This window comes from Mesorhizobium sp. B2-4-17 (genome assembly GCF_006441275.1).
Lineage (GTDB): Bacteria > Pseudomonadota > Alphaproteobacteria > Rhizobiales > Rhizobiaceae > Mesorhizobium.
Genome location: NZ_VFUX01000001.1, coordinates 123,549 through 148,262, shown reverse-complemented (window position 1 = coordinate 148,262; position 24,714 = coordinate 123,549). Strand labels below are relative to the sequence as shown.

At 60.9% G+C, this 24,714-nt stretch carries 25 protein-coding genes; 16 read left to right on the top strand and 9 right to left on the bottom strand.

Annotated elements, in window-relative coordinates:
* Positions 1–3: 3 nt before the first annotated feature.
* Together tssB and tssA are read right to left on the bottom strand one after the other, a co-directional pair.
* A complete protein-coding gene (tssB, locus tag FJ548_RS00625) occupies positions 4–540 on the bottom strand; it encodes a type VI secretion system contractile sheath small subunit (protein ID WP_140608481.1) in 537 nt (178 codons plus the stop codon).
* 5 nt (positions 541–545) lie between these two features.
* Positions 546–1,721 carry a type VI secretion system protein TssA gene (tssA, locus tag FJ548_RS00620; RefSeq protein WP_140776225.1) on the bottom strand — a complete coding sequence of 392 codons (1,176 nt, stop codon included), beginning with the start codon at positions 1,719–1,721 and terminating at the stop codon, positions 546–548.
* Between the two features lie 327 nt (positions 1,722–2,048).
* Between tssA and tssH the strand changes: the two genes are divergently transcribed.
* The 4 genes from tssH (at position 2,049) to FJ548_RS00600 (ending at position 7,857) form a co-directional block, all read left to right on the top strand.
* Positions 2,049–4,883, top strand: coding sequence for a type VI secretion system ATPase TssH (gene tssH, locus FJ548_RS00615; RefSeq protein ID WP_140776223.1), 2,835 nt, complete (start codon positions 2,049–2,051; stop codon positions 4,881–4,883).
* Positions 4,884–5,397: 514 nt separating this feature from the next.
* Positions 5,398–6,279, top strand: a complete 882-nt coding sequence (locus FJ548_RS00610) for a zinc ABC transporter substrate-binding protein (protein ID WP_210242630.1) — start codon at positions 5,398–5,400, stop codon at positions 6,277–6,279.
* Positions 6,276–7,070 (top strand): ABC transporter ATP-binding protein, encoded by a 795-nt coding sequence (locus FJ548_RS00605; protein WP_140608489.1) that lies wholly within the window; start codon positions 6,276–6,278, stop codon positions 7,068–7,070. Before FJ548_RS00610 ends, FJ548_RS00605 begins: the two co-directional genes overlap by 4 nt.
* Entirely contained in the window at positions 7,054–7,857 is an 804-nt protein-coding gene (locus FJ548_RS00600; RefSeq protein ID WP_210241951.1) for a metal ABC transporter permease, read from the top strand. The genes FJ548_RS00605 and FJ548_RS00600 overlap by 17 nt, the downstream gene beginning before the upstream one ends.
* A gap of 42 nt (positions 7,858–7,899) precedes the next feature.
* On the opposite strand, the gene FJ548_RS00595 is transcribed toward FJ548_RS00600, so the two are convergent.
* Positions 7,900–8,601, bottom strand: coding sequence for a hypothetical protein (locus FJ548_RS00595; protein ID WP_140608491.1), 702 nt, complete (start codon positions 8,599–8,601; stop codon positions 7,900–7,902).
* A 76-nt stretch (positions 8,602–8,677) separates the two neighbouring features.
* The gene (locus FJ548_RS00590) at positions 8,678–9,322 is read right to left on the bottom strand and encodes a HupE/UreJ family protein (protein ID WP_348640842.1); all 645 of its coding nucleotides are present in this window, start codon (positions 9,320–9,322) and stop codon (positions 8,678–8,680) included.
* 326 nt (positions 9,323–9,648) lie between these two features.
* Here FJ548_RS00590 and FJ548_RS00585 point away from each other — a divergent pair, with 326 nt between their 5' ends.
* The 3 genes from FJ548_RS00585 to FJ548_RS00575 are packed head-to-tail and all read left to right on the top strand — an operon-like array spanning position 9,649 to position 11,336.
* Positions 9,649–10,611, top strand: a complete 963-nt coding sequence (locus FJ548_RS00585; RefSeq protein WP_140608493.1) for a GTP-binding protein — start codon at positions 9,649–9,651, stop codon at positions 10,609–10,611.
* A 31-nt stretch (positions 10,612–10,642) separates the two neighbouring features.
* A complete protein-coding gene (locus tag FJ548_RS00580; protein ID WP_140776221.1) occupies positions 10,643–10,972 on the top strand; it encodes a nitrate reductase in 330 nt (109 codons plus the stop codon).
* A gap of 4 nt (positions 10,973–10,976) precedes the next feature.
* On the top strand, positions 10,977–11,336 hold the full coding sequence (locus FJ548_RS00575; RefSeq protein WP_140608496.1) for a hypothetical protein: 360 nt from the start codon (positions 10,977–10,979) through the stop codon (positions 11,334–11,336).
* Here FJ548_RS00575 and FJ548_RS00570 read toward each other — a convergent pair.
* Positions 11,294–12,208, bottom strand: a complete 915-nt coding sequence (locus FJ548_RS00570; RefSeq protein WP_140608498.1) for a LysR family transcriptional regulator — start codon at positions 12,206–12,208, stop codon at positions 11,294–11,296. The genes FJ548_RS00575 and FJ548_RS00570 overlap by 43 nt on opposite strands.
* Positions 12,209–12,348: 140 nt before the next feature.
* Between FJ548_RS00570 and FJ548_RS00565 the strand changes: the two genes are divergently transcribed.
* The 5 genes from FJ548_RS00565 to FJ548_RS00545 all read left to right on the top strand — a co-directional run bounded on the left by FJ548_RS00565 (position 12,349) and on the right by FJ548_RS00545 (position 16,636).
* On the top strand, positions 12,349–12,555 hold the full coding sequence (locus FJ548_RS00565) for a DUF680 domain-containing protein (protein WP_140608500.1): 207 nt from the start codon (positions 12,349–12,351) through the stop codon (positions 12,553–12,555).
* Between the two features lie 161 nt (positions 12,556–12,716).
* Entirely contained in the window at positions 12,717–13,169 is a 453-nt protein-coding gene (locus tag FJ548_RS00560) for a nuclear transport factor 2 family protein (RefSeq protein WP_140608502.1), read from the top strand.
* Between the two features lie 612 nt (positions 13,170–13,781).
* A complete protein-coding gene (locus FJ548_RS00555) occupies positions 13,782–15,500 on the top strand; it encodes a GMC family oxidoreductase N-terminal domain-containing protein (protein ID WP_246678522.1) in 1,719 nt (572 codons plus the stop codon).
* A gap of 30 nt (positions 15,501–15,530) precedes the next feature.
* On the top strand, positions 15,531–15,851 hold the full coding sequence (locus FJ548_RS00550) for a putative quinol monooxygenase (protein ID WP_140776219.1): 321 nt from the start codon (positions 15,531–15,533) through the stop codon (positions 15,849–15,851).
* Complete coding sequence (locus tag FJ548_RS00545) at positions 15,848–16,636, top strand: SDR family oxidoreductase (protein WP_140608506.1); 789 nt, start codon at positions 15,848–15,850, stop codon at positions 16,634–16,636. The genes FJ548_RS00550 and FJ548_RS00545 overlap by 4 nt, the downstream gene beginning before the upstream one ends.
* 209 nt (positions 16,637–16,845) lie before the next feature.
* Here the strand turns inward: FJ548_RS00545 and FJ548_RS00540 are convergent, their stop codons facing one another.
* Positions 16,846–17,889 carry a GlxA family transcriptional regulator gene (locus FJ548_RS00540; protein WP_210240594.1) on the bottom strand — a complete coding sequence of 348 codons (1,044 nt, stop codon included), beginning with the start codon at positions 17,887–17,889 and terminating at the stop codon, positions 16,846–16,848.
* A gap of 108 nt (positions 17,890–17,997) precedes the next feature.
* Positions 17,998–19,647 (bottom strand): ABC transporter substrate-binding protein, encoded by a 1,650-nt coding sequence (locus FJ548_RS00535; RefSeq protein ID WP_140608508.1) that lies wholly within the window; start codon positions 19,645–19,647, stop codon positions 17,998–18,000.
* A 540-nt stretch (positions 19,648–20,187) separates the two neighbouring features.
* Here FJ548_RS00535 and FJ548_RS00530 point away from each other — a divergent pair.
* On the top strand, positions 20,188–20,844 hold the full coding sequence (locus FJ548_RS00530; protein ID WP_140776217.1) for a TetR/AcrR family transcriptional regulator: 657 nt from the start codon (positions 20,188–20,190) through the stop codon (positions 20,842–20,844).
* 399 nt (positions 20,845–21,243) lie between these two features.
* Positions 21,244–21,423: a hypothetical protein gene (locus FJ548_RS00525; RefSeq protein WP_140776215.1), complete on the top strand. Its 180-nt coding sequence runs from the start codon at positions 21,244–21,246 to the stop codon at positions 21,421–21,423.
* A 113-nt stretch (positions 21,424–21,536) separates the two neighbouring features.
* On the opposite strand, the gene FJ548_RS00520 is transcribed toward FJ548_RS00525, so the two are convergent.
* Positions 21,537–22,397, bottom strand: a complete 861-nt coding sequence (locus FJ548_RS00520; protein WP_140776213.1) for a LysR family transcriptional regulator — start codon at positions 22,395–22,397, stop codon at positions 21,537–21,539.
* A gap of 106 nt (positions 22,398–22,503) precedes the next feature.
* Here FJ548_RS00520 and FJ548_RS00515 point away from each other — a divergent pair, with 106 nt between their 5' ends.
* The gene (locus FJ548_RS00515) at positions 22,504–23,157 is read left to right on the top strand and encodes an isochorismatase family protein (RefSeq protein WP_140776211.1); all 654 of its coding nucleotides are present in this window, start codon (positions 22,504–22,506) and stop codon (positions 23,155–23,157) included.
* 89 nt (positions 23,158–23,246) lie between these two features.
* Positions 23,247–23,654 (top strand): DoxX family protein, encoded by a 408-nt coding sequence (locus tag FJ548_RS00510; RefSeq protein ID WP_140776209.1) that lies wholly within the window; start codon positions 23,247–23,249, stop codon positions 23,652–23,654.
* 111 nt (positions 23,655–23,765) lie between these two features.
* Here the strand turns inward: FJ548_RS00510 and FJ548_RS00505 are convergent, their stop codons facing one another.
* Positions 23,766–24,665: a LysR family transcriptional regulator gene (locus tag FJ548_RS00505; protein WP_140776207.1), complete on the bottom strand. Its 900-nt coding sequence runs from the start codon at positions 24,663–24,665 to the stop codon at positions 23,766–23,768.
* Positions 24,666–24,714 lie beyond the last annotated feature (49 nt).

The following is a 24,714-nucleotide window of genomic DNA, read 5'->3' as shown; positions in this document are numbered from 1 at the left end:
GACTTACTCCTCGCCCTTGCCGTCAGATATCGCCTGGCCGGCGATCTTGCTCAGCAGCGGCTCGTTGTTCAGAAGCTGCGCAATACGCTTTTCGGCGTCGACGCGGCCATCCATGAAGCCCAGCAGTTCCTCGAGTTGACGCCGCATCTTGAGGATCTCGGCCAGTTGCGGCACCTGCTCGGCGATTTTGTCCGGCGCGAAATCACCCATTTTGGAGAAGGTGAGATCGAGCGCCAATTCCTCGTCCCGCTCGGCGCCTTCCGCTTGCGGCAACGTGTTCTTCACGCGCGCCTTCACGCGCGGTCCCATCGCTTCCATGAATTTGGGGAAGCGATTGGCGTCGGTTTCGACGAAATTGCGATCCAGAACCGACTTTGACGCTTCCTTGGTCTGCGAGGCGCCGGAAAGGTCGGCCATGACAGCCATGACGAACGGCAACTCGATCGTCGTCGGGCTGCCATAGGTTTCGACGTCGTAGGCGATCTGCACGCGCGGGGCGCGGTTTCTTTCGATGACCTTCGCTTTGCTCTCTGCTGGCATGCCTGTTACCTTTCATCCTTCTGGGTCGGCTTCTTGGGATCGGGGACACCGGCAAGCAGCCGGAATTCCTTCAGCCCCGACGGGGCGAGATCTTCCATCAGTTCCACGAAATCCATGTGCACCATCCGACGCACGCGCCGGGCGAGATGCGGGATAGGACTTGACGGTTCGGTGCGGTCGTAGAATGCGACCACCAGATCCAGGCATTTGACGACCTCGTCGCGCGAGTTGATCCGGTCAGGCAGGCCGGTGCTGGCTTCCACGGAGCTTGCCGCACTTGCCATCGTCTCGGCTCCATGACCGTTTCGGGGGGGCGTCGATGCCGGTTGAGATGCCTGGGGGGCAGGCTTTGCCTGACCGTTGGCCATGGCGCCGGTGCTGGAATTCCGCTCCAACGTCGTCAGCATGCGCTGCAGGAACTTCTTCAAATCCGGAATGGCCGCGCCATTGCCGTCGATGCGGGCATTGAGCGCGGTATCCACCGCCTCCAGCGCCGAAATCGCGGCGCGCGCGTCGGCCAAAAGTGTCGTGACGGTGTCCGCTGCCTGATCGAACTGCGCCGTGCATCCTGTGCGAACCCGGTTCAGCATCTGGTTGTGGGCGGCCGTCAGCGCCGCCTTTTCGGCGGTCCCCAGGCCGGAGGCAGCTTCCTGGAGCATGACGCGCTCGTCGAGTGCTGCCTGTTCCAGATCTCGCCCGCTGATCGGCCCGATCGCGCGCGGTGAGAAGAAGACAGTCTGCCTAAGGTTCGCCAGCAGGCCTTCCTGGCCGTTCTGGAGGTCAAGCAACGCATTGATGCGTCGCAGCGCCGCCTCGCGCGGCGTGGCACCTGTCCGCAAAGCCGGATGCATCGTATCCCAATACTGGTCGAAAGTCTTTGCGATCAGGGTCAGCCCCAGGGCGAGGCCGGCGAGCCTCTCTTCATTGGCCAGAGCGCGCGTGACGATGACCAGAAGGCGCAGATCCCGGCCGCGCGACTGCAATTCTTCCGCTTTTTCGAGGACGGCCGCCCAGTCCACCGAGATGGTCGACTGCGAAGCCTTGTTGCCGCCGTCGTGGATGACCTTGAGCTGGGCTTCCGTGAGCCGCTCCAGCTCGTGGAAAGCCGGGTCGTTGCGTAAATCCTCTCCCGACGGATTCGCACCGTCCAGAGGATTCAGCCAGAGTGCTAGATCAATCACACGTACCCCCAGCAGGCGGCCCCGTGACTCCGATGTGACGCAACGTTATCATCGGTCCCACGCCACGACAATTGAACACATGCTCGAAAACTAACAGAAGCTGAATGCCTCACTTATCTTTCGGCGAAACCCCTTGGGCGACTGGCGGATCAGGCATGTAAAATGCTTCGCATGGTTCGAACCGCAATCGTCGCAGGAGTGTGCAAGGTTTGTGTAACCGCGCGGTGCCGCCCGGATAAGCTTCGAAGAACTCGCTCGTCATACGGCTTTGTCAAGCAGCCGCTTCTATGGCAGGGTATGGCCAGCAGATTTCGGGGGCAGGTTCAGATGGAACAGCGCCGGTCGTCGCAAAGTTTCAAGCGCAAGGAACTCGTTGCGAAGCTCAATCCCACGGGGGTGCGCGCGTTCAAGGCCGCGGCGGACACGGCCAAGCTGCGCGGCAACCCTTATGTCGAACTCGCCCATTTCGTCCAGCAACTGGTGCTGTCCGAGCGCTCGGATGTGCAGATGATCGTCGCCGATGCCGGGCTGGATGTCAGCCGGCTGACGGCGGACATGACCCGCGCCATCGACAAGCTGCCCTACGGCGCGACCTCGGTGGAGGAATTCTCCGACCATATTTTTCACGCGATACAGGAAGGCTGGAACCTAGCCACGCTGGAATTCGGTGTCGAGGAGGTACGCAGCGCGCATATTCTTCTCGCCTGCCTGAAGACACCGGTGTTGGAAGGGCTGGTTTCGAAGATCAGCGCTGAATTCGACAAGATCGACGCCGACGGAGTCATTGCCCGCTTAGCCGATGTCACTGAAGGCTCGCTCGAAGCTGGCTCACCTCCCGCCGCCGCTGCCGAAACACCATTGAAACGCGGCCCGGGCGGGGATTCGGCGCTCGCCAAATACGCGACCGACCTCACTCAGCGCGCCCGTGACGGCAAGATCGATCCGGTCGTCGGTCGCGATCCTGAAATCCGTCAGATCGTCGATATCCTGATGCGGCGCCGGCAAAACAATCCGATCCTGACCGGAGAGGCGGGTGTCGGCAAAACGGCGATCGTCGAGGGCTTCGCCTTGCGCATCGCCGAGGGCGACGTGCCGCCGCCGCTTCAGAATGTCAGCGTGCGCATGCTCGATGTCGGGCTGATGCAGGCGGGTGCCAGCGTCAAGGGCGAGTTCGAAAAGCGGCTGAAGGCCGTCATTGACGAGGTGCAGGCCTCAGAGACGCCGATCATCCTTTTCATCGACGAGGCCCACACACTGATCGGCGCGGGCGGCGCGGCGGGAACCGGCGACGCGGCCAATCTCCTGAAGCCCGCGCTGGCGCGCGGCGAGCTGCGCACGATCGCCGCCACGACGTGGGCCGAATACAAGCAGCATATCGAGAAGGATCCGGCGCTGACCCGTCGGTTCCAGACGGTCAAGGTCGACGAGCCTTCCGAAGCGGTGGCCGTGCTGATGTTGCGCGGTGTCGCCGGCGTGCTTGAGCAGCACCACCAGGTGCAGATCCTTGACGAGGCGATCGAGGCTTCGGTTTCCCTTTCACACCGCTACATCCCGGCCAGGCAGCTGCCGGACAAGGCGGTCAGCCTCCTCGACACCGCCTGCGCCCGCGTTGCCGTCTCGCAGCATGCGACGCCGGCCGAGGTCGAGGACATCCTGCGCCGCCGCCAGGCGCTCGAGGTGGAGAAGGGCATCATTGGCCGCGAGGCAGCGATCGGCATCGAAGTGGCCGACAGACAGGCCCGCGTGGAAGCCGGGCTGGCGGAAACCGAGACCACCCTTGCGGCAGCGCAAGCACGCTGGGATCGGGAAAAGGCACTTGTGACCGAGATTCTCGACCTTCGCGCCAAACTCCGTGGCGAGGGCATGCCGCTTGACGTGGTGGAGGACGGCGAAGCTGTTCCGGGCCAAGCTGTCGAAGCGCCAGCGGCCGAAGCGCATGAAAAGAAGGCACCTGGGGCCAAAACGCCGGAGTCCGAGGCGGCGGAGCCCAGCAGCTCGAAGACCGGATTCACGAAAACAAAGGCGGCAAAGACGGAGGCCGTTGTGGCCCACGAGCCTGCTCCTGTTTCGGATACCGCTACTGATCTGGCACGACTGCGCGAACTGATGGCGGAACTTGCCGAGGCGCAGGGCGAGACCCCGTTGATCCTGCCGTCGGTCGACCGCAATGCCGTGGCGGCCGTTGTCCAGGACTGGACCGGCATCCCGACGGGACGGATGCTGTCCAGCCAGACCGAGAAGGCACTCAATCTCGCCGCCACCTTGTCCGAGCGCGTGGTCGGTCAGGACCATGCTATGGAGATGATCGCGAGACGCGTCCAGACCAGCCGCGCCGGCCTCGGCGCGCCGGAAAAGCCGGTCGGCGTGTTCCTGCTTTGCGGCCCGTCCGGCGTCGGCAAGACCGAGACAGCCCTGGCGCTGGCCGAAACGCTTTATGGCGGCGAGCAGAACCTTATTTCGATCAACATGTCCGAATTCCAGGAGGCGCACACTGTCTCGACGCTGAAGGGCGCGCCACCCGGTTATGTCGGCTATGGCAAGGGCGGCATCCTGACCGAGGCCGTGCGGCGCAAGCCCTATTCGGTGATCCTGCTCGATGAGGTCGAGAAGGCGCATCCGGACGTGCACGAGATCTTCTTTCAGGTCTTCGACAAGGGTATGATGGACGACAGCGAGGGTCGTCGGATCGACTTCAAGAACACGCTGATCCTGCTCACCTCGAATGTGGGCTCCGAGGTCATCATGGACCGCACGAAGAATGGCACCTTGCGCGCCGGCATCGACGATCTGGACAGCGCCTTGCGCGGCCCGCTGCTGAAAGTGTTTCCTGCCGCTTTCCTTGGCCGGGTCGTGACAATCCCTTATTATCCGCTTTCCGATGCGATGATCGAGGCGATCACCAGACACCAGTTCAGCAAGATCGCGCGGCGGCTCAAGGCAAGCAACGATGCCGAGCTGGTGATCGGCGACGGCGTCATGGATCTGGTCAAGGCACGCTGCACCGAGATAGAGTCTGGCGGACGCATGATCGACGCCATCCTGACCAACACGCTGCTGCCGGAGTTGAGCCGCGGCGTGCTCAACCGTTCACTCGAAGGGGCGAAGATGACAAAGGTCACCGTGGGCGCCTCGGCGGAAGGATTCATCTACTCTTTCGAATAGACTTCGATTGGAACCGGCCATTCGAGCATTCGCACGCCGACAAAAGCGCATTACCCGACGTCGTTGCCAAATTTCCGTGTCAGGCTATATCTCACCAGTTGGTGGAGACCGCCTCCAGCGACGTTTGTCATCGGCAGAGAGGGACCCCTCCGCACGCTACGCCAGTAGCCAAAACGCTGCATTTCGCGGCTGTCATGAAACAGAAGAATATTCGTCGACCAGGCGAATCGTGACCGGGTAGACCGTCATGATAGATGCGCAGTTCGGCCGGCGATCAGCTTCCGGCAGTCAGCGATTCGAGGACGCAAGGGTTCTATGGCGAGCACCGATGAGTGAGGCGGATGTGCCCCGACCAGGAGACGGCCTATCGAACCGGATGGTTTTCGGATGACATCTGTGCGGCATGATCGCAGTCAGGCAGATCGGCCATAATGTTAACACAATGTTATACCGTTACCTACGGGTGAAGCGGGGCAGGCCGGTCCGGCCTCTCGAACTGCAAGAGGAGAAAGACATGCGTTCCTTTCCATTCGCGGCGGCGCTGCTGTTCGCGGCGACGCTGCTGGCAGGCGCTGGCGCTCGCGCCGAAGACAAGGTGAACATCGTCGCGGCCGAGAATTTCTATGGCGATCTCGCCCGCCAGATCGGTGGCAGCCACGTTTCCGTGACCAGCATCCTTGCCAACCCCAACGACGACCCGCATCTGTTCGAGACCAGCCCCTCGACGGCGCGTACTGTCGCCGACGCCAAGATCATCATCTACAACGGTGCGGACTATGACCCTTGGATGGACAAGCTTCTTTCGGCCTCGACCAGCACGCAGCGCACGACAATCGTGGCCGCGGATCTGATCGGCAAGAAGTCGGGCGACAACCCGCATCTGTGGTACAATCCGGTGACGCTGCCGGCGATCGCCAAGGAACTCGCCGCCGATCTTTCGAAACTCGATCCTGCCAACGCGGCGGATTATCAGGCCAACCTGGCGAAGTTTCAGTCGTCGCTGGATGCAATCAACAAGCAGATAAATGACGTCAAGGCGGCCTATGGCGGGACCGCGGTAACCGCTACGGAGCCGGTATTCGGCTACATGGCTGAAGCCCTCGGCCTCAAGATGTTGAATTACGACTTCCAGGTGGCGGTCATGAACGACACGGAGCCGAGCGCGACACAGGTGGCTGCGTTCGAGAACAGCCTGAAGGACGGATCGGCCAAGATCCTGTTCTACAATTCGCAGGTGACGGACGAGGCGACGACGCGCCTTCTCGACATTGCCAAGCAGAACAAGGTCACCGTCATAGGCGTCACCGAAACGGAGCCCGCCGGCCAGACGATCCAGTCGTGGTTCGGTGGCCAGATCGGCGACGTGCAGAAAGCCCTTGCCGCGCGCACGCAATGAACGTCATCGCCTTCGACAGGGTTACATTGACCTATGGGGGACGTCGGGTGCTTTCCGACGTCTCCTTTTCCATTCCGCAAGGCGCGTTCGTAGGGCTGCTCGGTGCCAACGGCGCCGGCAAGACGACCATGCTGCGCGCCATCCTCGGACTTATCCGCCCGGCCAGTGGAGCGATTTCCGTTCTTGGCCGGCCACCGACACGCGGCAATCCCGTTATAGGCTACATGCCGCAGGCGCGCCGCATCGTGACCCATGCCGGCATCAGCGGCTTCGATCTCGTCGTCACCGCGGCGGGCGGCCATCGCTGGCGCTGGCCCGCGGCGTCGGCGCTCGAGAAGGACATGGCATGGAAGGCGCTGGAAGAGGTTGGCGCGGCCGATATCGCCAGGAGGCCATTCGCGGAGCTGTCGGGGGGCGAGCGGCAACGTATCCTCATCGCCCAGTCCTTGATCGGCGACCCCAAGCTTCTCCTGCTCGACGAGCCGCTGATCAGCCTCGATGCCGCGCATCAGCGCACCATCATCGAACTCGTCCATGAAGTCGGCGAACGGCTGGGCATCGCCGTGATTTTCTGCTCGCACGAGATCAATCCCTTGCTGCGCGTCGTCGATGCCGTGCTCTATCTCGGCAACGCCAGTGCCGCGATCGGCAGCGTCGATGAGGTCATCAACGGTCCGGTCCTGTCGAAGCTTTATGGCACGCACATCAACGTGGTGCGGGTAGCCGGACGCATCTTCGTCATGGCGGACGGCATCGAGTTGGAAGGGGCTGCGCATGTTCACGATGTTTGACTACGAATTCATGCGCAACGCCTTCGCGGCTTGCACGGTCGTCGCCATCGTGACCGGGGCGGTCGGATATTTCCTCGTGCTGCGCGGCCAGACTTTCGCCGGACATGCGTTGGCCCATGTCGGATTTCCCGGCGCGACAGGCGCCGGCTTGCTCGGCCTGTCGCCATTCTTCGGGCTGACCGTCTTCACCGTTCTGGCTGGTATCGGCATCGGACTTCTGGGGGAAAGAGCGCATCGTGACGTCGCGATCGGCATCGTGCTGACGCTTTCGCTCGGTCTCGGTTTGCTGTTCCTGCATTTCTACACCGCCTTCGCGTCACAGGCGACGAATGTGCTGTTTGGAAACGTGCTCGGCATAAGTTACCGGACAGTCATCATCCTTGCTGTCCTGTCCGTGGTGATCTTGGCGGCGTTGATCTTCATTTCCCGGCCCTTGCTCTTCGCCAGCCTGCAGCCCGAACTGGCGGAGGCGAAGGGCGTGAACCTCGATTTCGTCTCGACCATGTTCATGATCATTGTCGCGGTGACGACTGCCGAGGCGACCCAGATAGTCGGCGTGCTGCTCGTCTTCGCGCTGATGGTCGCCCCGGCGGCAACAACGCTGCGCCTGGCGCGCGGCGTGCTGCGAGGCATTCTTATTTCGATCGCGCTAGCGGTCATCATCGCCTGGACCAGCCTGTGGCTTGCTTTCCTGACCGATTGGCCGACGAGCTTCTGGATCACGTCGCTCGGAGCAGCCGCCTATCTGGCTGCCGGCCTCATCCAGCGTTGGAGGGCGGCGCATTGACGGGCAGAAGGACCACGCGTTTCTTCAGGCCTGCCGTGCCGTTCACGGTATCGACCTATGCGTGTCTTGCTTCAAGGGATCGCGCGGCCGGGTGAATTGCGGAGCAGGCGGCTCGTAGCGGTATTTGCCAGGGCTCGACCCGTTGGATGGAGCCTCCGATGGTTGGGACATGGCTGCTGGAGGCTTGGTGGCGATGGCCGCGCCTCCGAGCAGAAGTCCGATCGCGACCAGCCAACTGCCCAGGATGCGTGCGCCGATCGTGTACCATGCAGGTCGGAAAATCCGCCCGGTCAGGCCGATTGCGACGATGACCCAGAGGGCAATGATCGTCCCAAACAGCGGGATTCGAGGGTCGTTCACGGTAGGGTCGGTGAGCTTTATGACGACGGCAAAAAAAGCGCCGATCGGCGCCGCCGCCACAGCGATTGTCCAGCCTCTGAAGCGACCGGAAACGATAAGGACGATGCCAACTATCAGCATCGAAAACGGCGCAGTGAGGAAAGCGTGAGTCGTCGCGCCCGGCACGTCCGCCATAAGGGCAAGATATCGATCATAAACCAACGCCCCGACCAGTTCGCCCAGCAGGAAGGTCGCGAGTGTGAAAACTCGAAGCCTCACGCCTACCAAAGCGGTTCCAACGCCCAGTCCGACCAAGGGCAGGATACGTTCGGGCGAAAGGGCGCTGTTGAGGATCCACCATGATGTCTGTGTCCTTTCGGAGGACGCTGCGAGCGCGGCGATCATGGCGATCCCGGCGACAGCCAGAACCGGGCCCGACCATCGATACAGGAATCGCCCGGCCGAGCGCCCGGGAGTTGCTTCAGACGGCAAGGAAATAGAGGCCTCCCGCCGCGATCAATCCGCCCAAGGCCTGGGACAACCGCCCGCCGAATGCCTTGCCCAGCAGAAGTCCGACACCGATGCCCAGCAGGTGGATGAAGCCGGTGGCGATGACAAACCCAATGGCATAATCGGCAGGGTCGGCTGCATTGGGCAGTTCCGCCCCATGGGCGTATCCATGGCAGATTGCAAACACGGCAATCATAAGCAACGCGACCCATTCCGCCGGCCGCCAAGCGCATGCAATGGCAAGCCCCAAGACCATGATCGAGAGGGCGATACCAGTCTCGACACCGGGTAGCGCGACCCCTGCAATCCCGGCGATCCCGCCCATGACCATGATCAGCGGGAACGCAACCGGCAGCGCCCAGATCGAACGTCCGCCGATCTGGGCGCCCCATAGTCCCACAGCAAACATCGCCAGGAAATGATCGGGCCCGGTCAGCGGATGTTCAAAGCCGCTGCCAAATCCACCTGTCCCTGGCTGAATGATATGCGCTTGCGCCATTGTCGACCCGGCCGTCAAAGCGGTCGCAGCCGCCACGAGACGGTAAGAATAGTAGCCAAGCCGGATTTCGTATCTGCCGGACGGCAGGCTCGCTTTTTCTTCAGGAAACTGCGCCACTCACGGACCTGCCACGATTGCCAAAACGCCAATTGCCGTTGATGGAGCCATCAAAATTGGACTTTTATGGGTAGTGGGTCGGTTTCTAAGCCATTCGATCGCTTTCTGTAAGGCTCTCGAATGATTAGTTTCTCGGCTTCCTTGGCCTCGATCGGCGCGACGGTATCATCGATCTCTCGATGGCTTGCCAACGATACCGGCGGCCACCGCCGGGTGATGCGCGGTGAAGCATGGATGCATCCACCCAAGTCTCACATCTTTCTGCTTGATACGTTATACTATAACCGATAACAAGATGAAAACCGTCCCTCAACGGAGTTCCCTCCATGCAGACCCAGACTCCAGTGACCGTGCTGACCGGCTATCTCGGCGCGGGGAAAACCACGCTTCTGAACCGTATCCTGTCCGAAAATCACGGCAAGAAATATGCCGTCATCGTCAACGAGTTCGGCGAGGTTGGCATCGACAACGATCTTATCGTCGACGCCGACGAAGAAGTGTTCGAGATGAACAATGGCTGCATCTGCTGCACGGTACGCGGCGACCTGATCCGCATCATCGACAGCCTCATGCGCCGTCGCGACCGTTTCGACGCGATCCTGGTGGAAACGACCGGACTCGCCGACCCGGCGCCGGTCGCGCAGACTTTTTTCGTTGACGAGGACGTTCGCTCCAAGACCAGGCTCGATTCCATCGTGACCGTGGTCGACGCCAAGCATCTGCTCGGCGAGATCGATGAAGCGCACGAAGCCCAGGAGCAGTTGGCATTCGCCGACACGGTGCTGCTCAACAAGACCGACCTCGTCTCGGCCGAGGAACTGAAGGAGGTCGAAAGCCGCATCCGGCGCATCAATCCCACCGTTTCCATCCACCGCACGCAGCGTTGCGACGTCGATCTCGACAAGGTTCTCGGTCGCAATTCATTCGACCTCGACCGGATCCTTGACGTGGAGCCGGATTTCCTCGTCGAGTTCCACGAGCATGAGCACGATGACCATGTGACCAGCTTCGCTCTGGTCACCAGGGAAGCGCTCGACCCGAAAAAATTCCTGCCATGGCTGCAGACGATCACGCAGCGGTTCGGCATGGATATGTTGCGCATGAAGGGCATTCTCGCTTTCAAGCAAGACGACGACCGCTTCGTGGTGCAAGCCGTCCATATGCTGCTCGAGGGCGATCACCAGCGGCCATGGAAGGCCGATGAGGAACGGATCAGTCGCCTTGTCTTCATCGGTCGTAATCTGCCGAAGGACATCATCGAAAGCGGCTTCATGGAGTGCCGGGCGTAACCTTTGCCGATCAAGAGAGGCTGAGAAGCTGGTGAAATTCGTCAATCCCTTTGCTCCCAGACGGGGGCCGTCATCATCGAATGCCGACAGGATCAAACAATGGATGCGCAATGGGCTTGATCTGAAGGAAGATGTCGCAATCACCGTTACGGAGGTTCGCTGCCGCGAATCGGGCTGTCCTGATCTGGAAACCGTCATCAGCATATTCGAGGAGGGGCGTCCGATGCGCTGCTTGCGCGTCGGCAAGGCCGTGGCAATGATTGGAAAGCCTGACATTGCACTCGCGCTGCAAATCGAGCGGCGGCTTCCCTGCCAGGCGACGGATGGTTCACCCCGAAAGGTGAACGTCAAACAGCATTGAAGGCATGGACTGGATCGAGGATCAAATTGAATGGAGCGCCGATGGCAACAAGGTCGCCATCGGCCTGACCCGTTTTGGAGCGGGCAAGAGCCTGCTCCTGCTGCCGGCGCTCAGCTCAATCTCGACCCATACCGAGATGCGGTCGCTGCAGGAGCGGCTCGGTACATCCTTCGCGACGACCGCCATCGACTGGCCCGGCTTCGGCACCTTGCCTCGCCCTAAGGTCGAGTGGCGCCCGGAACTCTATCGTGCATTCCTGCGCTTTGTCATGAGTGTCGTTCAGCCGGCTGCCACCATCGCGGCCCGTCTGGCGGGGCTTGCTCACCGCGCCCAATTGGCTCCCGACCCGGCGTTGGCCGAATAAAGCTTCAATTCTTCATGCAGGAAATCCGCCACCCGGCGGATACGCATGCTGGTGCGCACGTCGCGATGCATCGCGAGCCAGACCGGCAATACCGGCAGCGGCAGGTCCGGCAGCACCACTTCCATCAACGGGTCGCGGCGGATCAGCGGCTCCTGACCGATGCCGATGCCATTTCCAGTCCGCAGCGCTTCCCACAGAACGATCTGGTTGTCGGCCCTGAAACGGAAAGCATTGCGGGTCAATGAGATGCCGAACTGGGCAAAAGCGCGGATCATGTCGTCGCTGCGGTCGAAGCCGACCAGATCGTGGGCGGCGAGATCGCCGAGCTCCCGCGGGCGGCCTCGCCGGTCGAGATAGGATATCGCTGCGCAAGTGCACAGCGGTATGTCCGCGACCTTGCGCGCCACCAACTCGTTCTGCGCCGGCTTGACCATGCGAATGGCGATGTCGGCATCCCGGCGCAGGAGATTTTCAACCTGGTTCGAAGCGACGATTTCGAGCTCGATGCCGGGCTCCTCGACGGCAAGCCTGGCGGTCATCTCCGGCAGGACATAGGCAGCCACCACCTCGCTGGCCGCGATGCGCACGCTGCCTTCGATGGCCTCGACGGATCCCAACGCCAGCCGTGAGAAGGCGCTGGCCTGCTCGCTCACCGCCCGGCCGCGTTCGAAAAGCGTGCTGCCGGCCTCCGTCAGCGCATAGCCGCTTCGGCCGCGCCGGAACAGCGTCACGCCCAGCGCTTGTTCCAACTCGGCGATGTGGCGGCCAAGCGTCGGCTGACTCGCGGCGAGCTTTCGCGCGGCGGCGGACAGGCTGCCGGTTTCCGCCACGGTGACAAAACTCTTGATCAGGTTCCAGTCGATCTCTGTCATTCATTTGTGAATATCAGATTGCCGTTTTCTGTCAATTTCTATTCGAAGTCAAAGGCTTCATACAGCAGGTGCAAGCAAACACGGAGACGGCCTGCAGCCCTCCCAGAAACCACCAACCTTGAAAACCAGGAGTATCCAACATGACCAAGATCGCAATTACCGCCGCCGCCATGCTCGTTGCCATGGGCGCCGCCTTCGCCGGCAGCGACAATTATGGCTCGGCTGATGCCAACCAGCCGGCCGCTACCGTCGACAACCCGTACACGGCTTCGATCAAGAAATCGGAGCCCGCGGCCAAGCAGCCCGTCGTTCAGGGCAGCGACCGTAATCTGTTTGGCAGCCATTGACAGCCGACACTTTGGCAGCAAGCGACGGGAATCCCGTCGCTCTGCTGTCGGTCGGTTGCCGGAATGCCGAGGATGCGTCTGTCGCCTCGCACGGTCCGCAAAACTCGTCGCGGACCGCCCTCATCATCACCAACGAAGCCGTTCGAACTCGAAAGAATCCCATGACCAACACATCATCCCATGCCGCTCTTGCCGAACCCTGGCGTCTGCTCTGGAACGGAGATCTATCTTACACCGACAAGATCATCGCTCCGGATTTCGTCGCCCACGCCGCGCCGCTGACCGGCTTCGGCGATGACACCATCAAGGGCCGCGCCGCCCTCAACGCCTGGGTCGGCGGCATCAATTCCGTCCTCACCGGCCTCGATTTCACGATCGAGCAGGGGCCGATCATCGATGGCGACTTCCTGGTTGTTCGCTGGCGGGCACGGGGCACCTACCATGGCGGTTTCCCCGGTGCATCGGCCAATGCGGTCGGCCGCACGATCACCTTCACCGGCACGGACACGTTGCGCATCGAGCATGGTCTTCTGGCTGAATATTGGGCCAATGCCGACAGCCTGCTTTTCATGCAGCAACTGGGGGTAGCCAAGGTTCCTGGCGCTCAACTGTAGGGCCGATACCTCAGAGCCGGCTTACGCATTCGTCCGTACCGGAGCCAGTGACATGAAATTCCTCTTTGAGAACGACGCCTTCTCGTTCGACCCCAATCCTGATCGCGGCGACGGCTGGCAACGTGCCTGAGGCCTATACGCTGAGTGGGCAAAACCAGGTTCCGCTCGGCGAACTGTTGAACCCACTGCGCCACGCCCACCGGTGCAAGCTGCCTTGCGCAAGTCCCCTTCCTGATCTATCGCGCCGACAAGCTGACCGCGTTGGAACTGGCCGACGCTGTCTCCAGCTATGCCACAAGGCTGAATGACTGGGCCGCGGAAGGCGCGCCAGCCCGCGCGGCCGCGTGAGCGGTCGCCCTGTCTTCCTGGAAATAGCTGTAATGACCCCGCAGACCAAACACTTGGTGCCATTCTGGCATCGAAAGGCCGCTCAGCGATCCCTGCGGTGATCGGCGGCTGCCTCGCGGGTGGCAGTTTTTGTGGGATAGTTGTCATTGCGGCGAACCTCCGTGAAGCCGGATATTCCCTCATGAGATGACAGAGCGGCGCTTTCGCACCCAATCCGATCGCTGGCTCCAGTTTTCCGCCTGCCATTCAATTGGGGAGGGAGCCATGAACGAAATTTCCAATGCGTCGAACGCTGTCCGGCTTGCTCTGCTGGAAGGCCAACTGGTCACGGGACAAATCGATCGTCGGGTTTTCCTGGACGGCGCGACGCAACTGGGCCTGCCGGGCCCGGACGCCGACCAGGCGGCACAGAAGTTTATGGCCATTGGAGCCAACCAGACCGCGCTCCGATCTCGACTGAGGAAGAGTTACGAGTACATCGTGGTGGGGGCCGGCGCCGCGGGCGCTGCGGTGGCTCGCCGCTTGGCCGAGAATAGTCTTAACAACGTGCTCCTGCTTGAGGCAGGCGGCGATGACCTCAGGCCAGGAATCCTCATGACCGAATCCTGGTACCTCAACCAGGGCACCGACGTTGATTGGGCGTACGAAGCCACGCCGAGCGCTGGCGTCAACCACCGCTCGATCAAGCACGCCTCCGGCAAGGCGCTCGGTGGCGGAACGAGCATCAATGGCATGGTGTGGGCACGCGGCCACAAACATGATTTCGACTCCTGGGCCAGTGCAGCGGGCGATGCGGACTGGGGCTATCGGCATGTGCTGGAAATCTACAAGCGCATCGAGGACTGGCATGGTGAACCCGACCCGGAACGCCGTGGCCAGGGCGGAGAAGTCTTCGTCCAACCGGCACCGGACCCCAACCCCCTCGCGCCGGCCTTCCTGAAGGCGGCTGAATTCTTGGGGATACCTGTCTTTGAAGATCAGAACGGCGTCATGCAGGAAGGTTCCGGAGGCGCTGCCATCTCGAACGTCCGCATCCGTGACGGCCGCCGCCTGAATACTGCTGCTTCCTATCTCTACCCGGTGATGGACCGACAGAACCTTACGGTTTTGACGAACGCGTTCGTCTACCGCCTGCTGGCCGATGGCAACGCGGTCACCGGGATCGAATTCGAATGGCAGGGTGAAATTCACCGGGTAGCGACTTCACGGGAAGTGGTTCTTTCGGCGGGCGCCATTCAAACACCGAAGATCTTGTTGCTCTCCGGTATCGGCGATCGTGCCGAACTGGACCGGTTCGGGATTCCACTGGTTTCGCATTTGCCCGGCGTTGGACGGAACCTTCAAGACCATCCCATTATCGGCTCCGCGCTATGGGAACCACACGAGCCTATGGTGGTCCGTAACAATGCCGCCGAAGCCAATCTGTTCGTCAAAAGCAGCGCCGATTTGGCCACTCCCGATCTTCATATATTCCAGATCGAAGTTCCCTATGTCTCCGAAGTCACCGCACAATATGCCGTAAACGGCGCCTGGACGATTGCACCTGGCCTGGTTCGCCCGGCGAGCCGTGGCTTTCTCAAACTTAGATCGATCGATCCTCGCGCTGCGCCGGAAATAAACTCGAACTTCCTGTCGGACCCGCGCGATCTTGCGGCCTTGCGACGTGGCATGCAACTGGCCCGCGATCTCGGCAATTCCGAAGCGATGAAGCCATTTGTGAAGCGGGAGCTTCTGCCCGGTGATCGTGCTGGGGAGGAATTGGACAATCTCATTCGCGACGGCGCGACCTCCATGCATCACCCCACGAGCACCGCCAAGATGGGGCAAGACGATGCTTCTGTCGTGGATTCAAAACTGAAGGTCTATGGCGTCGACAATCTTCGCATCGCCGACGCGTCGATCATGCCCGACATCATCACCGGCAATACCCAGGCGCCCAGCATAATGATTGGTGAACGCCTGGCCGAGATCCTTACCAAGTGACGCCCAGTGATTTCGGAAGGATCGAAGAAGATGAGCACGGTCACAAATCTCGCATTCTTCCGCTCTCGCCCAGGGCGGACGAATGAGCTGGGGATTGCGCTGATGGCCCTTGTCGAGCCTACACGGAGCGAATCGGAGTGTCTGACCTACAACCTGCACCAGTCCGTCGAGGATCCCGATGTTTGGTTCGTCTACGAAAACTGGAAAACAGCCAGCGGATTGGACGCCCACATGCATGCGAAACATGTCCGAGAGTTCCTGGCAGCAGCACCGACACTGATCACCGGCGACGTCGAGTTGCGCAGATTTTCCATGATTTCGGCGTTCCCGACGCGAGCCTGGGACGCATGACGGACAGAGATCGACAGCCGATCACGGGGGATAAGATGCGCTTCACGGGAAAGAACATCGTCATTACAGGCGCCAGCGGCGACCTTGGTCTGGCCATCGCCGAGCGGCTGATATCGGAGGGAGCAAACGTGCTCGCCGTGGTGGAGCGCGAGGAAGAACGCACCAAGCTGGACAAGATTTCGCCGCCGCCGGGCGTGTTGGAGTCCTTTGTCGCCGACGTCACAAACACCGAGCAGGTAAAAGCGTATGCCGAAAAGGCGTTCTCGCTGTGGGGTGCGATCGACGGGTTCGTCAACAATGCCGGCATCCAGACCCGGGTTCGTCCGATTGTCGACTTTCCCGAAGCGGATTTTGACCGGGTCATGGCTGTCAACGTTCGCGGAGTCTTTCTCGGGATGAAGTACATTTTTCCGCGAATGCGCGACGGAGGATCAGTGGTGAACATGTCGAGCGCGCTTGGCGTCGTCGGCGGCCCCGGCATCGTCGCCTATGTCGGCTCTAAACATGCAATTGTCGGCATGACGAAGACCGCAGCGCTCGAAGTTGGGAACCGCGGCATCAGGGTCAATGCATGCGCTCCAGGTCCAATAGCAGGATCCATGACATTCAAGCTTGCCGAGGAAGTGTTCGCAGGGTCCGACAAGACGTTCGCCGAGACCGTGCCGCTCGGTCGCCACGGCACACCGGAGGACGTAGCCGGGCTCGTGGCTTTCTTGCTGTCCGATGATTCCCGCTACGCGACAGGCACTGTTCATGCCGTGGATGGAGGCTTCACCACGCCGTAATCGACACCGTTGGGCCCGGGCCAACCCCGTCAAATAGAGGCTCTGGGAGCACAACAGTGAGCAGGTGTCTCGATTGCAATGAGCTCGCTCCGAACCGCGTAAAGGCCCTATTGCCGCCGCAGGCGGTGTTGAAAAATAGGCGACAAAAGTCGCTCGGTGACTGTCGCGGCGACGATTTGAACCGACCAACTACGCAAAAGACAGCCGGATCATTGCGAATTGAGTTGGCAGCCGTCGCCGGCTTCGTTTGACCTCTCCACCGATCTGTTCCTGGTGGCGAAGCGGCGGCGATACTCACGAGGCGGAATGTTTAGCACGCGCACAAACGCGGCCCGCATTTGCTCCTCGCCCCGATATCCGCAAGTCTCGGCTATCCCTTCGATCCGATCGTCGCTTTCTTCAAGAAGGCGTCGCGCGGCGTCGAGGCGTATTGCTTCAACCGCCTTGGCGGGAGTGCGCCCGCGTTTTTGGGTGTAAACACGGGTAAAATTCCTCAAGCTCATGTGCATACGATCCGCCAGGGCCTCGACATTCAGCGAGGTGGTGAGATTCTCGGCGATCCAACGGTCGAGTTCGATGAACGTATCAGAATCCGCTTCTCCTTGAGTCGCGAGAAGCGCGCTGTACTGCGATTGACCGCCGGCGCGTTTGAGATAGACAACAAGCATCCGCGCTACGCTCATCGCCGCCTCGCGACCGCAATCGTCCTCGATCAGTGCCAAGGCCAGATCAATACCTGTGGTCACTCCGGCAGACGACCAGACACGTCCGTCGCGGACAAAAATGGCGTCGGGTTCCACGGTTATTTCGGGATACCGTTGGGCAAGCAATTTCGCGTGCATCCAATGAGTGGCGGCGCGTCGACCCTTCAACAGGCCTGCCGCGGCGAGCAAGAAACTGCCGACGCAGACGGAACATACGCGGCGGCATCGCGGGCCTGTTTTTGCCACCCATTTGATGAGATCGACATCACGCGTGACGTCATCGACCAGAAACGCCCCGGGCACGATCAGCGTATCGATCTTCACACGATAGAGGGATTTGATCGATTGAGCGACAAGCGGCACTCCGTCGGCGGTGGCTACCTGGCCGCCTTGCGAAGAAACAACGGTGCATTTGTAGCGGATGCGGTGCTCGCCTCCGAACTCCGAGAACACGCGGAAAGCCTCCAGCGGTCCGCCCAGATCCAACAGCGATACACCCGGATAAACAGCAAGGACGATATGCCTTTCCTCGGTCAAGCGTGTGGCCACGTTTTGTTTCCTTGCATCTGGGGGCAACGGTATCGGCGTAGTTGATCGGGGCGGACTCTATGGTCGTGTCTATGACGGACAGCCCGTGCCGCTCGATGTGAGCTTCACCTAGGTTTCCAGCCATACCTCTTCGAAGATCGTTTCCTGCATGGGATGGGTGCTATAGTTCTTCACCGCCTGTGCAGAGTGATTGAAGATTTTGCGCCAGTAAGCCTGAACGAGGACACCGGAGTCCTGAAGGATCTTCTCGACATCCTTCATAATCGCGCGCCGCTTCTCTACGTCGGGGGTAGCCATCGCCTGAGATAGTTTCTCATCAAATTCCTTGTTCGAGAAACCGGACTCGTTCCAAGCTTCGCCAGAGCGGTAGGCAACCGCCAGCACCTGCACGCCGAGCGGCCGCATCGACCAGACGGTGAGCGAGAAGGGATATTTCGTCCAATCGTTCCAGAAGGTCGAGCCTGGCAGAACAGTCCGCTTCACTTTGAAGCCCGCCTCGCGCATCTGCGCCGCGATCGCGTCGCCAGTGTTCTTCTGCCAATCCTCGTCGACCGTGATGATCTCATGCTCGAAGTCCGCTTGACCGGCCTCGGCCATCAGCGCTTTCGCCTTCTCGATATTCCTCTCCACTTTGGGAAGCGGCGCGTATTCGGGATGGATGCCGCACACATGATGGTTTTCCGCCACCTCGCCAAGATTGTTGTAGCCCAGTTCGAGCACCGCTCCATTGTCGACCGCGAGTTGCACGGCATTGCGCACCCTCTGGTCGTCATATGGCTTGTTGTTGACGTTCATGCGGGCCGTAAGTGTGCCGGCGGTCAGAATCTCGCTGCGCACCAGCCCCATCTTGTCCAGGATCGCCACATAGTCGCCGGTGGTCTCATAGTTGGTATGGACTTCACCCGCCTCGAAGGCGCTGATCATGGCGTTGGGGTCGTTGCTGTAGTCGATGAATTCGATGCCGTCGAGATGAACCTCGCCGCCCCACCAGGGCCCGCCGTTCTCGCGCCGCTTGTAGACCGCGTGCACCGCGGTTTCGTAGGAGACGAGTTCGAACGGTCCGGTGCCGATCGGGTTCTTCACGAAATCCGAACCCATCTTCTCGAAGTCGCGATGCACGATGAGGGCTGGATAATCCGAAAAGGCGGGGATGATGGAAATGTCCGGCACCGACGGCGTCAGCTTCACCGTATGGTCATCGACCTTGGCGATGGCGCCGTTCCGGGCCTTGCCCGTCGCCGGGTCGATCAGGCTGGCCATGCGCGCGGCCATGGAATTGCCTTCCGCAGATTTTTCGCACCAGCGTTCGAGGTTGAAGATGACGTCGTCGGCGTTGAAATCGTCGCCGTTGTTCCATTTCACGCCCTTGCGCACATGCAGCACGTACTCGGTCGCATCGTCGTTCACGTCCCATTTTTCGAGAAGCATGGGCTTGAAAGTGAAATCCTTCGTGTATCTGACAAGCGGCTCCAGGACCTGGCGGGCGATGTTGCCCATTTCGCCCCAGTCGAAGCTGCGTATATCCTTCATCTCCTTGACCAGCATGGCCACCTTGATGACGCCGCCTTTCTTCGGCTGTGCCGCCGCCGCCGCCGGGGCCGCGAGACCGATCATGCCGTAGGCGACGGCTGTCGAAAGCCCGAAGACGCTGGCGAGTGCCAGGAATTCGCGGCGATCCATGCGTCCCTCAGCGGCCTCCACCGCCATCCGCTGGACAGTTTCGGGAACAGGTTTGTCGTTGCGTGTCAGAAAGCCCATTTCTTCCTCCCATTGGCCATCAGGCCCGTTTCGTCCGCCATGCCCGTCAGGAGACGGGCATGGCGCCGTCCTCTTCTATGCGGCTCGCAATGAACCCATCCGAGATCTCGGCCGAGGCAGCGGCCACAGGAAACCCTCGAGCGTCCGCTCCAGATGCCGTTGGCGCGTTCGGTTGCCGGGCGCGAACTGGTCTCCGTCGAAGCGCCGAAATTCGAAAGGTCGAGGACTGGCGGCTCGTGGAAAGCGGGGGCGTTCGGATCGGCATTTCAAAGCGCGGAAGCCAGCGGCCGCATGGCATGTTGAGCCGGCGGCGAATTCAGCCCGGCCGATCCGGACCACATCCGTCCCACCGAGCTTGGCGAGGTGATACGACACCAAAGCGCCGGCGGCCCTGCCTCCGATTGCGACTGCTCGGTAGTGTGACTTCAATCCTGCCTCCCAAGACCAGGATGATCACCATTGGACATATATGTACAATGATTGGACAGATATGTCCAGTAGCTCCTTGCGCGATGTTTTGGGCTGTGTCATTCGTCAGTGATGATCAAGCTGATGCCGCAGAAAGAGCCCGCCCCCGGCAACATCAAGGTGACCCGTTGGGATTGGATCAATCTGGCTCTGGAGGTGCTAGTCACCGAGGGCGTGGAAAGCGTACGCGTCCTGCAGGTAGGCGAGAGACTAGGCGTGTCGCGATCGAGCTTCTACCATTATTTCGAGAACCGTCAGGATCTGCTGAATCGTCTGCTGGAGCATTGGCGCGACACCAACACCAGGGCAATAGTCGAACGGGCGGCAAGGCCTGCACCGAATATCATAGGCGGTGTAATGAACGTCTTTGAGTGCTGGGCGGACGAGAGCCTGTTCGACCCGCGCTTCGATTTCGCTGTGCGCGAGTGGGCACGCCGCTCCGCCGAAGTGCGCAGGATCATTGACACGGCGGATGATGAGAGACTGGGCGCCATACGCGACCTTTATCTGCGTCATGGCTACAGTGAAGAAGACGCTCTCATTCGCGCCCGCGTGCTCTACTACATGCAAATAGGCTACTATGTGCTCGACGTGAAAGAGCCGGCGGAGATTCGCCTTGGCCACCTTGCGGCCTATCTGCGCAGCTTCACCGGGCAGGAACCAAGCGACGCCGACGTGGCCCACTTTTCCACCTTCGTCATGCAGGCGCGTAATCACAATCGGATGTGAGACCCGCCATGGCGTCTTCGGCGTCGCACCACTGCAAGCGCCAGTTCCGATCACCGAGATCGCGGGCCGCAAACTCGGTCTCGGCGATCACAAGCGCGACCCGGACAGCGTTCTGGCCAAAAAGGAACTTGGCGGGGGTCGTCGTTCTTCTTGGTGCACTTTTCGCGCTGGGCGTCTGGTAATCCAAGACAATGCGGCGAACAGCCGAGAGGTGAGGTCGGCTCGTGGTCATCAGACACAATCGAGCACACCAGGCAAAAAATGGCGGAAACTATGGGATTACGGCATTTCAGAGGTCTTACCGCCCGAGGTAGAAGTAGACCTTGAGAGATCGCTGCAAGGGCTCGATGCTGACGCCGAGTCCGTCGCAAAGGGCCGGGCGGAGGAAGTGTGATTGACTTGGCAGATAAGCTTTTGATCGGTCATTCGGCAAAATCGGCTCGAGACCCCCGTAAGTGGTGTCGCGGCTTCGCTGGCGTGGTGGCGTTCCTGCTCTCCGACGAAGCGTCGTTTGTGACCGGCTCGGTTTACGAAATCAATGGCGGCCAGACCCAGCAGGAGCGGACCAGGTTCGACTGAAGATGGCAAGGGTGACCGCGCATCCCGGTTCGGGTTCAGAACGCAACGAATCCGGCAGAGCGAGAGCTGGGACTTGGTGATGGCGCCCGACGGCAGCGACGATGCTGTCGGGGTCAGACAAGGTGCTTTATGAGCGCTTTTACGGCGATGGACGGTATAACCGAGCGCGCCTGCAGTGCCGTCGTCTCAATCTGATCAAGGCGACTTTCAGGAAGGATTCGGACAAGACTTCCCTCCGCGATCGGGTTGTCGGCCAGATACCCAGGCAACAGGGCTATACCCAGACCTGCGCACGCCGCATCGCGGGTTACGTGCATGTTGCCGGTACTGATTTTCCACGGGATGCGTATCGATTGATTATCGATCGTCCAGTGGTCGAGATCCGTGCGAGTGAGGATGCCACGGTGGCTGGCAAGCTCTGCCGCCGTCCGAGGTGTTCCGGCGCGATCGAGATAGTCGGGCGAGGCGACCAGCTTCCTGTCGACATGACCAAGCCGACGCCTCACCAGATCGCTGTCGCCAAGCTGGCCAAGTCGTATCACAAGATCGAAGCCGCCGGCGATTACATTCACGAGCTCGTCGCTGAGGTGCAGGTCGATGCGTACCTCCGGATAGCGCTGCAGAAATGTGAAGAGTTTCGGCGCGAGGACATGCTGGCCATAAGCAATAGGGGCGGCGATCTTTAACGTTCCACTCGGGATGGCATGTTCCGCGAGCGCCTCGACCTGGGCCTGCTCGGCATCGTGAACGATCGGGCGGATCCGCTCAAAGTAACGCCGGCCGGTGTCGGTGAGACTGAGTGCGCGCGTCGAGCGCAGGAGCAGCGGCGCCCCCATGCGCTGCTCCATCAGCGCAAGCTGGCGACTGATCGTCGCCTTGGGAAGACCGAGCAAGCGGCCGGCGGCGCTCAAGGAGCCGCACTCCACGATCTTTACGAAAAGGGCCATCCCGGAGAGGTCAACGGCGTCAGTCATCGTTCCAAATGTAAGACGCTGGAGTTCCAAATGCGAGTCTACTGTTCCACCCGGCGCGGGTCCAAATTCCGTTCACCGTAACATCCATCCACAGGAGCAAACAGCAATGACTACGAACAGCTATACAAAGTCCAGGTTCACTAAAGACAACGCGGCACTTCTGCTGATCGACCATCAGTCGGGAATCTTGCAGCTGGTGCATGACTATTCACCCGCCGAATACCGCAACAACGTTCTGGGGCTTGCGAAGCTCGGCAAAGCCTTCAAGCTGCCTACCATCCTGACCACGAGCCTTGACCAAGGTCCCAACGGCCCGTTTATCCCCGAGGTGCTGAGCATGTTCCCCGATGCCCCGCTGATTCGGCGGCAAGGGATCATCAGTGCGTGGGATGATCCTGAATTCCTGGCCGCGGTCGAGAAAACGGGCCGCAAGAACCTGATCATGGCCGGTGTCACCATCGATGTATGCCTCGCCTTCCCCGCCATGCAGGCGGTCGAGGCGGGCTACAATGTGTATGGCGTGGTCGACGCCTCTGGCGGGAGTGACGAGACCCTTCGCGACCTCGCCATTGCCAGAATGCAGGATCACGGGGTCACCCCCATCAACTGGACAACCGTCGGCTTCGAGTTGCAGCGCGACTGGAGGCTGCCGACCGCCCAGGAATTCGGGCCGGTCGTTCGCGATCACTATCACAGCTACAGCCTGTTGATGGACAGCTTCGAGGCCCAGACCGCAAACCCCGCCAAGAAGGCTTCCTAGCTCCTCCCGCACCGGTCCTGACGGTCGACTGCGCCCGATCCCACGCTCAAGATCGGGCGCAGCGCCAGGAGCCAAAGAGGGATTTCGGCATGAACGCAAGATCAAGCCATCCACTGTTTTCCAGTGTCTCGCTGCGACTGCTCTGCATACTCGTCAGTTCGCCGTTTTGGATAAGCGGGCTGAGCAAGCTAGGCGATTGGAATAGCGCGATTTCGGAGATGACACACTTCCATCTGTCGCCGCCAGCACCTTATGCAGCAGCGACGATCCTGGTCCAGCTACTCGGAAGCGCCATGTTGATCGTCGGTCCATATAAATGGCTTGGCGCCATCGCGCTGAGTGGTTTCGTCGCGCTGACAATTCCGGTCGCCCACGACTTTTGGAATCAGGTGGGCGCCGACCGCGCGATCTCTTTGGATTTCGCCATCGAACACATGGCGGTCATCGGTGGATTGCTGGCAGTGGCGAGGCTGGCGGCGGAGAGCAGGTCTCCCTAGCGGTCAATAAGAACCGCACGAGTGCCCGCAAGGACCAGCGCTCGTCGTGGGCGGCTCGCATGCGATTTGCGTGCCCCTTCCGATGGCGCGTCGATACGAACTGACCCCGCTTTACGAATTTCGATCCAGAAGGCAGTCGATGAAGGCCCGCAATGCCGGCGTCGGTGAATGGCGATTCGAATAATAGAGGAAGAGGCCGGGAAAGGTCGGCGACCAATCCACCAGGACTCGTTGCAGGCGTCCTTCCTCGATTGAACGCACGATGCGATGATCATTGAACGTGTAGAGGATGCCGAGACCCTGAAGCGCGCCATCCAGCACCACCTCCTGCATGTTCGAGGTCAACGGTCCGTCGACCGACATCTCGAACGCCTTTCCGCCCTTCTCGAACTCCCAACGATAGACCGCGCCGCTGCCGGGGTAGCGCCAGTTGATACAAGCATGGGCGTGCAGGTCCGCCGGTGTGTTCGGGATCCCTCGCGTACTCAGATAGCCTGGCGACGCGACGGCCATCATCTCCATGTCCGGCGTCAGCCGAATGGCCACGACGTCCTTTTCGAGCCGCTCGCCGGCGCGGATGCCGGCGTCGAAGCGCCCGGCGACGATGTCGCTGAGGCTGTCGTCGGAGACGACGTCCAGCACCACGTCCGGATAGGCCCTGTGAAAGTGCCCGAGCCTGGGCGCGATCAGCATGATCGCAGCGTAGCCAGGCGCATTGATGCGCAGCAGGCCGGCCACGCGGCCGGTCGCGTCGACCGCTTCGGTCACCGCTGAATCAAGTTCCAGCAGGATTGGCCCCAGCCGCTCATAGAGCCGTTGGCCGACTACGGTCGGCGCCACGCTTCGTGTCGTGCGGTTGAGCAGCCGGGCACCGAGCCGGCTTTCGAGCAGGCGTATAGTCTGGCTGAGAGCGGATGGGGACAAGCCGAGATGGTTGGCTGCGCGGGCAAAGCTTCCATGCTCCACGATTGCCGCGAAGGCTTTCAGTTCGGCAAAGTCTGATCCTCGCATTATGCATCGTTCTCTAACTGACCCATCAGGATTATAGAGGATTATTTTA

Bases quoted from the DNA above. Each gene is read 5' to 3' on its own strand.
- tssB (WP_140608481.1), bottom strand. From the start codon at position 540: ATGCCAGCAGAGAGCAAAGCGAAGGTCATCGAAAGAAACCGCGCCCCG.
- tssH (WP_140776223.1), top strand. From the start codon at position 2,049: ATGGAACAGCGCCGGTCGTCGCAAAGTTTCAAGCGCAAGGAACTCGTT.
- FJ548_RS00610 (WP_210242630.1), top strand. From the start codon at position 5,398: ATGCGTTCCTTTCCATTCGCGGCGGCGCTGCTGTTCGCGGCGACGCTG.
- FJ548_RS00605 (WP_140608489.1), top strand. From the start codon at position 6,276: ATGAACGTCATCGCCTTCGACAGGGTTACATTGACCTATGGGGGACGT.
- FJ548_RS00600 (WP_210241951.1), top strand. From the start codon at position 7,054: ATGTTCACGATGTTTGACTACGAATTCATGCGCAACGCCTTCGCGGCT.
- FJ548_RS00595 (WP_140608491.1), bottom strand. From the start codon at position 8,601: ATGATCGCCGCGCTCGCAGCGTCCTCCGAAAGGACACAGACATCATGG.
- FJ548_RS00585 (WP_140608493.1), top strand. From the start codon at position 9,649: ATGCAGACCCAGACTCCAGTGACCGTGCTGACCGGCTATCTCGGCGCG.
- FJ548_RS00575 (WP_140608496.1), top strand. From the start codon at position 10,977: ATGGACTGGATCGAGGATCAAATTGAATGGAGCGCCGATGGCAACAAG.
- FJ548_RS00570 (WP_140608498.1), bottom strand. From the start codon at position 12,208: ATGACAGAGATCGACTGGAACCTGATCAAGAGTTTTGTCACCGTGGCG.
- FJ548_RS00565 (WP_140608500.1), top strand. From the start codon at position 12,349: ATGACCAAGATCGCAATTACCGCCGCCGCCATGCTCGTTGCCATGGGC.
- FJ548_RS00560 (WP_140608502.1), top strand. From the start codon at position 12,717: ATGACCAACACATCATCCCATGCCGCTCTTGCCGAACCCTGGCGTCTG.
- FJ548_RS00555 (WP_246678522.1), top strand. From the start codon at position 13,782: ATGAACGAAATTTCCAATGCGTCGAACGCTGTCCGGCTTGCTCTGCTG.
- FJ548_RS00550 (WP_140776219.1), top strand. From the start codon at position 15,531: ATGAGCACGGTCACAAATCTCGCATTCTTCCGCTCTCGCCCAGGGCGG.
- FJ548_RS00545 (WP_140608506.1), top strand. From the start codon at position 15,848: ATGACGGACAGAGATCGACAGCCGATCACGGGGGATAAGATGCGCTTC.
- FJ548_RS00535 (WP_140608508.1), bottom strand. From the start codon at position 19,647: ATGGGCTTTCTGACACGCAACGACAAACCTGTTCCCGAAACTGTCCAG.
- FJ548_RS00530 (WP_140776217.1), top strand. From the start codon at position 20,188: ATGATCAAGCTGATGCCGCAGAAAGAGCCCGCCCCCGGCAACATCAAG.
- FJ548_RS00520 (WP_140776213.1), bottom strand. From the start codon at position 22,397: ATGACTGACGCCGTTGACCTCTCCGGGATGGCCCTTTTCGTAAAGATC.
- FJ548_RS00515 (WP_140776211.1), top strand. From the start codon at position 22,504: ATGACTACGAACAGCTATACAAAGTCCAGGTTCACTAAAGACAACGCG.
- FJ548_RS00510 (WP_140776209.1), top strand. From the start codon at position 23,247: ATGAACGCAAGATCAAGCCATCCACTGTTTTCCAGTGTCTCGCTGCGA.
- FJ548_RS00505 (WP_140776207.1), bottom strand. From the start codon at position 24,665: ATGCGAGGATCAGACTTTGCCGAACTGAAAGCCTTCGCGGCAATCGTG.